Origin of the sequence: Paenibacillus sp. FSL R7-0179 (assembly GCF_038002265.1) — a bacterium.
Taxonomy (GTDB): domain Bacteria; phylum Bacillota; class Bacilli; order Paenibacillales; family Paenibacillaceae; genus Paenibacillus_AQ.
Window position 1 is genome coordinate 1062955 of record NZ_JBBOCC010000002.1, and the last position, 13929, is coordinate 1076883.

Consider the following 13929-nt stretch of genomic DNA (forward strand, 5'->3'; position numbering starts at 1 on the left):
GTGAAGAAAGCATGTATCCGAATATCATTGGCTTCTTTTATCTTGATGATGTTTTTCTTACCGGCAGCAAGTGCCGAGACCTTACAGGATCAATTGAACAATCTGGTTGGTCCCAAACAAAAGTACAATACTATGCTCTCACCGGCATATTTAAGAACCAATGAAACGATTGACGAAATTAGCCCTCAGAGTGGTTCACTAACCATCACTCAGACAGATTATGTCCTGCCTGGCAAGAACGGATTAGATCTTGAATTCAAACGAATCTATAAGAATGAAACAGCGAATGTGCAAGAGATGGAAGTGAATTATGTAGACGGAGCCTGGGTAGACAGGGCCTTCTCTTATGCCAAAACCTCCTCCTTCTATGAAGACAGATATAACCTCGGCATGGGTATGCGCTTCTCCTTCCCGAGTATTGAAGTGAAGGTGAATTCGGACGGCTCCAGCCATAGGTTTTTGCATACGGACAGCGGGGATGTATACCGTCTTAAGCCTGCGAATCTGGACGGAGCCTATGTATTTTTGCCAGAGGGCCAGACTGTGAAAGATGTAGTAGTCCGTGAGACTGCCGCTTATCAGAATGGACAAGCAGACGGAACCTCCAAGTATGTAATGACAGGCAAGGATGGGAAGAGTACCTATTTTGCCGAAGACGGCCGGATCTTGGGAATCGTGGACCGGTATGGCAACACTATTAATTTTCAGTATGAGTCATTGAATTACTATATGGATGGTCATTCCATTAACAAAAAGCTGATCTCCAAAATTACGGATTCGGTGGGCCGCGATACAACGATTGAATACAAAGAGGACATCAATTACACAGTAGGCCCGATCAGCATTGATTCTCCTGTAAATGCGAACAACTATTATAACGCATCGCAAAGCCCCAATAATACGGATTCCGGAGATCTAAAGGGTAAGTTCCAAGTGATTGTCCATCTTCCGGGCGATAAAAGTATTGTGTACGACAAGTCAGCGGCGCTCGTTAATGATTCCAAGCATGTTATACGGACCCGGCTGCAAAGAGTATATGACACGGATGCGAAACCGAAATTCATGTTCTGGTATGAGCAGCCTGATCTGGGCTTCACCTACTTCAATAAAGATAAATATTCTGCGTATTCACGTTACGAGAATCTTGTACTGGTAGATGAAGTGAAGAGCAACAAGGCGAAGAGCTATGTATATAACACCTACACCAAACGGCTGAACGAAGGCAGTATGCAGTACAGAAAGATTTTTGAGAGTAAGGATCTGATCAAGAAAGGCTTCGATCCTGCCAAACCCAACTTTCTGGATAAACTCTTAACCGATACCTATAACAAGCAGACCTACACCTATACCAATGAAGCTGACGGGTACGGCACGGCAGACTATAAGCAGGATGATAAGGCCTACCTAAAAGATACATACCGTTATTACACAACCATCACAGATGTTAACGGCAGCACGGTCAAATATACATACAACGGTAATCAGGAAATGATTCTCACTGAGAAGCTGGGCAAAAATCACAAGGAGATCGTTACCAGTGAGCATGATGAACTGAAGCTGGTCAAGAAACAGGAGACGCTTATCTATCAAGTGACTGGCGGGCAGGCTACAGGTGAGCCGGTTCATAGCATTGAGAACTACCGTTATGATGAGTACGGCAATATGACCAGTCATACCGGACCCATTGCTGAACGTGACAGCAAGGGTTATCCGGTGAACAATGAACACACCGAACTATTTACCTATGATATTAATAAATATCATATTCTGACCCAGAAGACCTGGAAGCTGGATCAGAATACATCTGCTCAGACCAACTATGAGCTTGACAGTAAAGGCAATGTAATTAAAGAGAGCAAAGCAACGAATGATCCGGCGAATCCCTGGCTAGTCACAGAGTACGCCTATGATTCCTATGGCAATCTGATCCGTAAAACGGCACATGACCGTTCCCAGGATTTCACCACTCACTATGAATATGGTATCGACGCCAATGGTACAAATACCAAAGGGGCTTACCTGACCAAGCAATATCAGCAGGCGGATGGCAAGACTTCTGCCAAAACCTATGCCTATGATATGCAGACCGGCAATATCCTTAGTGAAATCGATGCGAATGGCAACAAGACATCGTATCAATACGATGCAGTGGGCCGTGTACTCAAGAACATCAGACCAGATAATAAGGCACTCCAGTACGATTATCAGGAGAGTCCGTATGCTAACTTCAAGATTCAGTATACGGATGCGGGGAATTACAAGTATCTGAATGAGTATGATATTCAGGGGAATTTGTTGAGCCATAGCATCAATAGCCAAGGTACATGGAAGAGGTTATCCTCCCTGCAATATGATGCTTTTGGCAATCTGACTAAAGAAATTGATAGTAATGGACATAGCACACGCTATGCCTACGACAGTAATCAGCAGATTGTAGAGAAATCCTTCTATGACAATGATAAGGCGCTTAAGGCAGCAGTGAAAATTGATTATCAGATCAACTCTTCTCCCCAGTTTCCTATGCGTATGACGATTACGAATGAAGAAGGTTATGGTAAAAGGTACTACTATGACCTGGAGAGCCAATTGATTAAGCAAGAGGTTACGCCGGATCGTCAGACGTATTACGCCTCAACCTTCACTTATGACTATGTCGGCAACCTCATAACAGACACTGACGAAGGCAAGCATACTACCCGTTACACTTACGACGCCTTGGGAAGAAAGATTAGCGCCACTGATGCGCTGGGTAACACGACAGAATATGGCTATAACGCGATGGAACAACCTGTCTCCGAGAAGGCTCCCGGCGGGAAAACCACAGAGTGGATCTACGATGGATTGGGTAGAAACACCATTCAAAAAATCTATCAGGCGGGAAGTTCGGATTATTTCTATACAAATAGCCAATATGATGCGGTGAATAACAGGATTAAACTTACGCAAGGGCTGTATTCAGCAGGAGCTAACAAGGATTCTTCAGTAACCTCCTTTTCATATGATTCGCTCAACCAAGTGACAGATCAATATGTCAGCCTGGACGCTGCTACCCGTTCTCACACATCTAACGAATATGATGCAAACGGGAACAAAACTAAAACTGTAGAATACGCAGATTCAACTGGGACAAAACAGATTGTACAGAATTATCAATATGATTTTGCCGGAAACATAACGTCAGAGACAGGATCATCCAAAGAAAAAGGGGAGGACGGATCACTTGTAGAAAGAGGGGCCTATGAGACATTAAATGAATATGACCTCGAAGGAAACCTTCTGAAGATGAGGCGATTCAATGGTACGGGTTATGATACTGAGGAGAATACGTACAACTATAGAAATCTTAAGGTATCTACCTCCAAGCCTTTTAATGACAAGGGGCCTAGAATCAGCCGTTATCAATACGACAAGTCCGGCAATCTGATTGCTGAGACGTCAGTAATTGATGGAACAGAGCGGACAACCTCTTATACTTACGATGGATTAGGTTTTGCAATAGGGACAACTGATCCTTTGGGGAATTCAAGCCGTTATCAGTATGATACGATGGGCAATTTGTTAAAAACTGTGGATTCAAGATATTCTGCTCTTGCTATGGAACAGGCTCCTGGCATTGAGAATATGTATGATGCAGAGAACCGGTTAATAAAGACTATTGCCTTTGACGGAACCAATCGTGAGGTCATTGCTTACAAGGAATATGATGGTAGGGACAACCTTGTTAAGGATGTCGATGGAGAAGGGTATAATGCTACTCATCCAGAGCAGTCTATAGGTCTGTTATATCAATATAATGTTATTGATAAGCCTGTTGAGATTATCTCAGCCCAGGCTGCGTATGATAACAAACAACAGGGCATCCGAAAAATCAGCAAACAGCTTATCTATGATGGTTCTGGTAATGTAGTGAGCGAGACTGACGGGCTTGTTCATACTACTTCATATCTCTATGATCTTGGAGGCCGTTTGAAGCAAACAACCTATGCTGACGGCTCACGTACGACAGTTGACTATGATCTTACAGGTAAATGGGTCACTATAAACACAGATAAGTCAGGCCAACAGACCAAAAGCTACAATACTATTTTTGGCTCTCCTTATCTAATAGAATATCCAGACGGCACTTCTGAGTCCTTCCGTTATTCATCGCAAGGCGAATTGCTGGAAAGCACAGACCAGAATGGGAAGTCTATTTACTACGGTTACGATTTAGCGGGTAATCAAATATCCAAAAAAGAATATATTCGTGCGGATCAAACCAATACGTATTACCGGTTTACCCTAATGAAGTATGATGAAGCTGCTAAATTACTCTCGACAGAAACCTTTCAACTCATTGTCTCTAATAAAAATGGAGCCGTAACTCAGACCAGCATGGGGGATCTTACTCAGCAGATCTATGATAAGGGCGGAAGAGTTATTCAGATTACAGGACCGTTTGGCAGAGAGAGTAAACAGGATTACGACCGTGCCGGGAATGTGATTACGACTTATCAAAAGAGTAGCGATAATAACTATGATATTACACGGAACAGCTATGACTCCAGATCACGGCTTACCAAAAGTGCTTTACTGGTTAAGACTGCAGATATCAGTGCAGGTTTTTTACCGGGGGCTGTTTTTGACAATGAATATGTGGATCGTCTGGAGGCAGCAACAACCTATACCTATTCTAAGAATGATCAATTGTTAAGCCAGAGCGATGCCAAGGGGAACACAACTTCATTCGAATATAATTATGATAAGCAGCTGCTGAAGAAGACGGATGCTATGAAAGGTTCAACACTATATCAATATGATGCTGCGGGCAATGTACTAACCGAGACCAATTCCATTGGAATGCAAACCCGCTATGAATATGATGCACTTGATCGTGTGCTGCGTAAAAGTCTGCCCGCTGCAGACGGCGGATTGGCTGTAACACGATACATCTATGACTTAAGTGGTAATCTGATTCGGGAAATCTCACCTAATCAATACAAGAAAGAGCTGGATAGTACCAATCAGGTCTTGAGTATGAAGGGGATGTCGTATACGTACGACAAGATGAACCGCAGACTATCCACAGTATCTCCTGAAGGGACGGTCGTGGAATACCTCGAATATGATGCTAAGGGACAGATGTCCAAAAAAGTGGATGGTCTCAGGTACTCAGGCAATATTGGCTCTTCCAAAGGTACAACCTATTTATATGATGGGCTTGGCCGGCTGATTAAAGAAACCAATGTTCTGGGCGACAGTAAACGGTATGAATATGATGTGCTTGATCATTTGCTGGCTCGAACGGATGAACGGGGCAACACGACTTCATATGAAGTCAATCCTGACGGAACACCTGCTAAAATTATTTATGCAGATGGCGGGTTTTTCGAGTATACCTTTGATAAGCAGGGCAGAAAGACTTCCGAGACCAATCCGCTTGGAGCAGTAACTACTACCAGCTACACTTCATTTGGCAAAGAAAAAGTTGTAAAAGACCCCTACGGGTATACAGTTGAAAACAAATATGATCTTAACGGGAATCTGGTGTCGGTAAAAGATCAAGCAGACAGCATAACCCTGTTCAACTATGATGCCGGAAACAGGCTCATCGAAAAGAAATCACCTCTTGCACTCGATGAGAGCAGAAACGTGATTTACGCTGTAGAGAGCTTCCATTATGATGCAGCAGGAAATATGACTAAGAAGATTGTATCGGGATCCAAAGAAGATTCTGCTAACCGGGAAACTACTTATATCTATTTCGATAACAATCTGCTTAAAGGCGTCATTGACAACAGCGGTGCCAGCTCATCCATGGAGTATGACAAGAATGGTAATCTCATCAAATCAGAAAAGTTGAGAGATTCCGATCTCAAGGATGTGGAGCAGTATGAGTATGATTCCCAGAACCGCATGGTGAAACGGATCGGGTGGCTGGATAAGGCCAGTGTTGAAGGTTATTCAACTCTGCCTAATCTAGCTAATCTAATGGATTCAACCTATCCGGATAGAATCATGCAGATTACAACTTACAGCTATGATGTGCTAGGCAACAAAATTCAAGAAGCAGATCCTAGAGCGAACGGATTTTTGTCCACTGATTCAGCTAACCGCAAGGCATACACTGTAAATTATACCTATGATGCTATGAACCGTGTGGAAAAGGTGATTCGTGCTCAAGGTTCAACAGAGCTCGTAAGACAGTTCGCCTATGATACAGCAGGGAATAGAGTTTCGGATAAGAATGAGAGGGGATTCGTAACACAGTATGCGTATGATCCTGTTAACCGGGTTACTGTAGTTACTGACCCGGAAGGCAACAAATTTACAACAGCTTATGATCTGGCAGGGAATAAAATCGCGGATACCAATGCCAAGGGCTACAGTATGTCATACACCTATGACAAATTAAATAGAGTATCTCTTACCATTGACCCATATGGTACAGTAGTCGGCAAGAAGATTTATGATGCGAAGGGCAATATGGTCAAGAGCATTGATGCTAAAGGCTATGCGGCAGGAGAGACCGATGGCTCCCGGTATGGAATTATTTATCATTATGATTTAGGCAATCGTGTGACTGCTGTTATTGATCCGGTATTAGCAAGTAAAAATGGCACAAGTAACTTCACTACTGTTTATCAGTACAATATTTACGGTAACCTTATTCAAAAAACGGATGCTCTTGGCAACTCTATTCGTTATGAATATGATAATGCTGGACGTTTAACTCAGGTTACTGATGCGCTGGATGTGGAGATCAGCTATAGCTATGACCGTATGGGCAACAAGCAGTCCATGAAAGACGGAAGAGGTAAAGTTACCCAGTACCGCTATGGATCTTTTGGGGTACTGCAATCCGTCACGGATGCTGGCAATGCAACCATCAGTTACACCTATGATCTGGCACTGAACAAGCAGCGTATGATCGACCGTCAGGGAAATAGTACACTATATTTATATAGTAATCAGAATCTGTTAACTGAGATGAGAGTAGCAGAGACTGGGGATAAAATTAACTATAGCTATGACGAAGCTGGAAATCGGACGGGCATGAATGATGAGAGCGGAACGTATAGCTACACTTATAATTCCCAGAATCAGCTGCTCCAGATTAGTAAAGACAGTAAGGTTCAGATCAAATACACTTACGATGTAATTGGAAATGTAGAATCGGTGACAGACACCTTGGGCTACACCACAACTTACCAGTATGACAAGTCCAGCCGGATGGCCTTTGTAGACTATGATGGTAAAGAGACTGCCTATTCCTATGATAAGAATGGCAACCGTACGATGGTACAGTATGAAGATGGTCTCAAGGAGGTCTATACATACGATCTGAACAATCGTCTGCTAACCTTAACAAACAAACGGAACAATGGTTCTGAGATCTCCAGTTACCGTTATACCTATGATGATGCTGGCCGGCAGATTACCAAGACAGATAGTTTTGGATCAACGGCATACAGCTACGATGATGCTGGCCATATTAAGCAGGTAGAAGCACCGGGAAAGACGACTGTCTATGCCTATGACAGGGCAGGAAACCGGCAGTCTATGCTGGAGACCTATACCTCGCTGCAGCCTAGCAGCTATATCTTCCCGGATACCAAGCAAGCACTTCAGTATAAATTGAAGAAGAGTGACTACCTGTATTCTTCAAGTAATCAGTTGATGAAGCTTGAAGAGCGGATGAGCGATACATCAGGGAAGGAGTTGCTGCTCAAAACTGTAGATTATCTTTTTGATAAGAACGGGAATGAGCTTAGCCAACGGACAGCCTATACCCAGCCCCATACAACAGCAATGCACCAGTCTACCGGGGGAGACACTTACGAGGCACAGACTAAAGAAATTAATAGTCTTATCGAAAAAGTAACTCAAGTCTATGACGGGTTCAACCGTTTAACGAAAGCTGTCAAGGTGAAGGCGGGAGATCGCACAACTGTAGATTATGTTTATAATGGAGACGGCTTACGGGTAAAGAAAACGGTAAGCAGTGCTAAAGCAGGGAATATAGCAAAGGAAACGAATTATGTATATGACCGTCAGCATGTGATTCTGGAGCTGGACGGAAGCAGCAAGCTCAGCGTCCGTTACATCCGGGGTATTAACTACATTGCCAGAATGAATCAGGCTAAGGCATATACTTATTATTTGTTCAATGGACACGGAGATGTTGTGCAAACTGTATCATCTGCAGGAGAAGTACAGAACCAATATGACTACGACGTCTTTGGTAATCCTGTGCTAAGCATCGAGTCCTATTCGGAATCCATCCGTTATGCAGGAGAGTATTATGATGGGGAGACAGGGCTGTACTACCTTCGGGCACGTTATTACGATCCGTACATCGGGCGTTTCCTGTCAGAAGACAGCTACTGGGGGGAAGACAATAACCCGCTCAGTCTCAATCTCTACACTTATGCCAATAATGATCCGATTCAGTATATCGATCCGACTGGCCACAAAGCAACGGCAAGCTCCATTCAAAGCCAGATCAACCGAAACGACGCTGCTGCGGACCGCCAAGAGCATCTGTTTCTGGCTAAGCAGAAGGCGTCCACACCGCCTCCAAAACAAGAGCCGCCAGCACCAACGAAGCCTGCACAGAATTTGAAGAAGTCTGCTTCGTCAGCGCCAGCAAATAATAATAAAGCAACTCCACCAGCCACGGTAACAAAGCCGCCGGCAACATCAAAAAGTGGCTCAACTAGTAGCTCACGTCCATCAGCAGCAGGAAGTGCAGCCGCCGCTGCAATATCAAAGTTGCAGCAGCAAAATACAGTTTTGGCAGCAGATCTAAAAAAAGCAAAGAAAGAAGAACAAGTTGTCCAGGCAGCTAAAACATCTGTTAAGAAAGATCCTGTACCTGTTAAGTCTGCTGCAAAGAGCTCGGGCAGCGGCTCTGTATTTAATTCGATTAAAAATGGAGCGAAGAACTTAGTTGTTAATACGTTTAACCTAATGATAGGCGACGATGCTAAGCTTGCTTTCGGGAAGGACAAAACGTTCCTGCAAAGAAGTGCAGGTTCTGCCAACTTGCTCCTTAACGTTGCTACGTTTGGTGAAGCCGCATTTGTTAAGTCTAGCGTTAAAGGTGCTATCCAAGTAACCGAAAAAATAACAGCAAAAATTGCAGGGAAAGCTGCCACAGCAGCTGTGGTAAAGGATGCAGTTGAAATAGCCGGAAGTAAAACGATCCAGAAAGCAGCACAGCAAACTAGTGCAGCAGTAGGGAATCAGACTGTTCAGGAGATGTTGTCGAGTGGCCCTAACGGGCTGTATAGTAAACTGAAAAGATCTGGACAAGTTCTTCAGCAGGAGATGGAGACAGGTACTTCAAGTAGTATCAATAAGCTTGAAAAGAGCATAGGTCCTGTCAATGAAGGTGGAGGGAGAACTGGAGCGTATAATCCTAATTACTCTGGAGCGACGGAAAAAGGATTAGGGAAACTAGAAGGGATGGAAATTAACGTATCACAAAAAGGGCTTGATATCGTGAAAAACCATATTTCTACTTTTGATCCCTATGCTCCTAATCAAGCTATGATACAACGGATAGAAAGTGCTATGGAAAATGGTAAATCATTGGCAGGAGCTGATGCTAGTTTTTACATGCATGAAGTTTCTGAATTTACAAAAATGAAAAAAGGTATGGACTATGATTCTGCTCATGAATTAGTTTTGCAAAAATATAAAGTTTCTCGATTTAGTGTATATCATCCTGATGTTATTAAATCTATGCCTGAAGAATTCAATTCTTCCTGGTATAAATTTTGGGGGTTAGAAAAGTGAAAATATTTAATGATTTAGGTAAATTTAGAAAAATGGTTTTATGGAAGGATGAGTTGCCTTCAATCTCTATTCAAGAGGTCCAAGAGCTAGAAGTTACATTGCAACTATCTGAACCAGTAGTTTCTGAGGATAAGAAAATGGCTTTGGAATTGAAACTTCCTCGTAATAGCTCATACTATGCATTTTTGGGTGTTGAATTCATATCTAATCAAACATCAGAGTTAATAATAAAAACCGTAATAGGGGATAGTTCCAACTCTATGTTCCATTCAGAATTAGAGATGAGGGAAGAGGAGATTTATTTAGGTATTCCTTCTGAATATGCAGAGATTATTCTTAATTCTGCTAAGGAAACTGCTATTAAATCAAATTGGCATTATTCAGGAAGGATTACATTTGCTTGTGGTGCCCACAGTTTGGTTGGTTCTAGCGAAGCAATTTTTTCAAAAGTAACTAAGTTATTGATGGCTTTATTGCAAAATGAACTAACGGCGGATACTTCTTTAAGTGACGTGTCGGTCATTCTTTTAGAAATAGATAAATAACGATTGTTGTGAATTTTTTTAGAGGCATTCATTAAATGGGTTTGATTATAGTCTTCCACTATAATCGACCCGTTATTCTATTTAATTTTCTTTTTCAATTGAAGTACAGTAACAACGTAATCTTTCCACATAATAGCAAGTAACCAGACACCTCCCTCCAAAAGTCCCCGCCGCAATGTTATATTAGTTGTAGTTATATATAGTTGTAATTGCACAAAAGACAAGGAGAACCCATGAACATTAGAGTGTTGATCGTAGAGGATGACCCGATGGTGGCGAAGTTTAACCGGCATTATCTGGAGCAGGTTGCGGGCTTTGAGTATGCGGGCTGGGCCGCTACAGGGGATGAAGCGATGACTATGCTGGAGAAGGAGCAGGTAGATCTGGTGCTGCTGGATATATATATGCCGCGGGTCAGCGGGCTGCAGCTGCTCTCTGCTCTGCGGGAGCAGGGGAGCAAGGTGGATATCATTGTGATTTCCGCCGCCAGTGACAATGCCAGCATCCGCAAGGCGCTGCAGAACGGGGCCGTGGATTATTTGATCAAGCCGTTTGAGTTTGCCCGCTTCCAGGCGGCCTTGTCGGCGTATCGTGAAAATTATAAGCTGATGCACAAGGAGCATCTCAGCCAGGAGCAGCTGGATAAGCTGCTGCGGCATTCGCTCGGGACGGAAGAGGAGAAGAACGCTGCCCTGCCGCTGCCCAAGGGACTTGCCGAAGGCACATTGGAGAGCATTTGGAGCACGATTAACCGGCTGGAGAGCCCGATATTCTCCACGGAGGATATCAGCAGTCATGCGCCCATCTCGCGGATCTCGGTCCGCAAATATCTGGCTTTTCTGACGGAGGCCGGTATTCTGGAAATGGAGCTTAGCTACGGGGCGGTAGGCAGGCCGGTGTATATGTATAAGGTGAGACCTGAAGGGCATGAACTTATCCGTAAATATCTATAAGCTTTCTCTATAAAATAAAACGGAGTCACGGTGTCCCGAGGCTGCCTCAGGCGTTCCATGACTCCATATAGCCGTCACATTAGCTGTGAAGGTTATTAAGCTATGCCATACATAAGCGTGAGCAGAATCAATCGAAGGCCTGCTGCAGAGCCAGCGGACTGAACTCGTTAATGATTTTATAGGCTACCAGGTGCGGGTTGTTCATGTCATTGTCATAGATAATCATGTGATGCTTGCCCTTCAAAATAATGTCGAACCGCTGCTTCCGGTCGGCCTGGACGATGGTAAGGTAATAGCTGTACTTGTTGTCTGTGCTCACATTGCGGGCGGATTTCATCAGGCGGACACCGGAGAAATCATCGTAGATCCGCTTAATCGCTTCCGGCTCGGTGATCACAATATCCTTCTGTTCACCGGGAACAGAAGACAGGCGGGTAATTTCCAGTGCAGCGATATCTTCCAGACGGATGGTTCGGGCAACTACTCTTTTAAATGAAGTATAGCGGCTTGCAGTGTAGCTCATCAGGGAGACACCGGCTACAGCCAGAACAGCACCGGCCAGCCAATATTTTTCGCTTTTTTCCATAGTTTCTGCTCCTCCTAGTGATACGGTTGTATAAGCTCCAATTATAAATCTATAACCACATTCAAGCAAATTCACTACCTTTATTTACTTTATCATTTCTTTAATTACTAAATATTCTAGTCGGGGCTCCTTCAGGTTATGATGATTGTGAAAATATGCACAATGACAATTGGAGGAGAACAGAATGAACAGAAAGAGATGGGGAAGTCTGCTGAGCAAAGGGTTGCTGCTGGCAAGTCTGGTGGTATTGCCTGCCTGTAACAGCACCAAAGGGGAGTCTACGGACATCGTAATTATCGGCGGCGGCGGAGCGGGGATGACTGCAGCGCTTGAAGCACATAGCCAGGGAGCCAAGGTCATTCTGATTGAGAAAATGCCAATGCTTGGCGGCAACACCGTCCGTGCGGAAGGCGGGCTGAATGCGGCAGGAACACCTTATCAGGCAGCGGCTGGTATCACAGACAGTCCGGAGCTGCATTTCGAGGATACTATGAAGGGCGGCAAGAATCTCAATAACCCGGATCTGGTCAGAAGGCTTACGAACGGTGCGGCGGCTTCCGTGGAGTGGCTGAAGGAGAATGGAGCCGAGCTGTCTGAAGTGGGACGCGCAGGCGGGGCAAGCGTGAACCGGATTCACCGTCCGAAGGGCGGCGAGGCGGCCGGGAACTTCATCGTCGTTGCGCTGAAGAAGAAGCTGCAGGATGAGAAGATTGATGTAAGAATGCAAACGACAGCCAAAGAGATCGTCAAGAATGATGAAGGTGTAGTTACCGGAGTGAAGGTGACCGACAAGGAAGGCAAGGAGTACACGATCAATGCCAAATCCGTGATTCTGGCCGCCGGAGGCTTCGGAGCCAATATGGAGATGATCAAGGGCTACCAGCCGAAGCTGGAAGGGTTCTCCACCACTAACCATCCGGGCGCAACCGGCGATGGTACAACGATGGCAGAGAAGATCGGCGCCAAGCTGGTAGACATGAAGGAGATTCAGATTCATCCGACCACTATCCCGGGTCAAGGCGTGCTGATCACCGAAGGCGTGCGCGGAGACGGGGCAATTCTGGTCAACACCGACGGCAAACGGTTCACGAATGAGCTGCTGACCCGCGATGTCGTGTCCCAGAATATTCTGGCCCAGCCGGGCAAGGTGGCTTATCTGATCTTCAATGATGAGCTGCGTGCGAACCTGAAAGCGACCGAAGTCTACTTTGGAATGGATCTGGTCAAAGAAGCGGCGACTCCTGAAGAATTGGCGGCCCAGATTGGGGTAGACGGCAAAGCACTGGCGGATACACTGAATACGTATAATGGCTTCGTTGCTTCCGGCAAGGATACAGAGTTTGAACGGCCGGATCTGGAGCTTTCTTTTGAACAAGGCAAGTACTATGCAATTCAGATAACACCAGGAATTCACCATACAATGGGCGGCGTAGCGATTAATCCGCAGGCTCAGGTGCTGGATACCAAGGATCAGGTCATTGCCGGACTGTATGCAGCAGGCGAAGTTACAGGCGGGGTTCATGGTGCGAACCGTCTGGGTGGTAATGCTTTGGCAGACATCATCACCTTCGGGCGGATTGCTGCAGATGAAGCTGTGAAGGCACTGAAGAAATAGGAACTTTCAGAAGGAGGAATTACTCATGCAGAAGTGGACAAAAACCTTGCTGTTCTCTGCCCTTGCGGCTGCTACAGTACTTACGGCGGGATGCTCTTCATCTTCCGGCAAGTATGTGGACGGGACATATGATGGAACAGGCAAAGGAGTCAAGAGTGATATTAAAGTGGCGGTAGAAATCAAGGATGAGAAGATCGACGCCATTACCGTAGAAGAGCACAAGGAGACGCAGGCGATGATCGATGCGGCTGTGGAGAATACAATTCCTGAAATTATTGAAAAGCAAACCACAGAAGGCGTAGACGCCCTCTCCGGGGCTTCCGGCTCCAGCGGCGGGATTATTGAAGCGGTGACCCAGGCGCTGGAACAGGCCAAGAAGCAGTAGCTATCATCCAATCAGCAAGCCCAGCCCTCCTGTCTCCGGCAGAACGGCTGGGCTTGCTTCAT

6 protein-coding genes are annotated in these 13929 nt (G+C 45.0%); 5 read left to right on the plus strand and 1 reads right to left on the minus strand.

Annotated features, from left to right (window positions below):
• From MKX63_RS21155 to MKX63_RS21165, 3 genes are all read left to right on the plus strand, one after another.
• Entirely contained in the window at positions 1-9783 is a 9783-nt protein-coding gene (locus tag MKX63_RS21155) for an RHS repeat-associated core domain-containing protein (RefSeq protein ID WP_341019830.1), read from the plus strand.
• Positions 9780-10328 carry a hypothetical protein gene (locus tag MKX63_RS21160; RefSeq protein ID WP_341019831.1) on the plus strand — a complete coding sequence of 183 codons (549 nt, stop codon included), beginning with the start codon at positions 9780-9782 and terminating at the stop codon, positions 10326-10328. Before MKX63_RS21155 ends, MKX63_RS21160 begins: the two co-directional genes overlap by 4 nt.
• A 233-nt stretch (positions 10329-10561) precedes the next feature.
• The gene (locus MKX63_RS21165; RefSeq protein WP_341019832.1) at positions 10562-11281 is read left to right on the plus strand and encodes a response regulator; all 720 of its coding nucleotides are present in this window, start codon (positions 10562-10564) and stop codon (positions 11279-11281) included.
• A 127-nt stretch (positions 11282-11408) separates the two neighbouring features.
• Here MKX63_RS21165 and MKX63_RS21170 read toward each other — a convergent pair whose 3' ends face one another.
• A complete protein-coding gene (locus MKX63_RS21170) occupies positions 11409-11867 on the minus strand; it encodes a hypothetical protein (protein WP_341019836.1) in 459 nt (152 codons plus the stop codon).
• A gap of 184 nt (positions 11868-12051) precedes the next feature.
• On the opposite strand from MKX63_RS21170, the gene MKX63_RS21175 reads away from it, so the two are divergent.
• Positions 12052-13482 carry a flavocytochrome c gene (locus MKX63_RS21175; RefSeq protein WP_341019837.1) on the plus strand — a complete coding sequence of 477 codons (1431 nt, stop codon included), beginning with the start codon at positions 12052-12054 and terminating at the stop codon, positions 13480-13482.
• 25 nt (positions 13483-13507) lie between these two features.
• On the plus strand, positions 13508-13867 hold the full coding sequence (locus MKX63_RS21180) for an FMN-binding protein (protein ID WP_341019839.1): 360 nt from the start codon (positions 13508-13510) through the stop codon (positions 13865-13867).
• Positions 13868-13929: the final 62 nt, after the last annotated feature.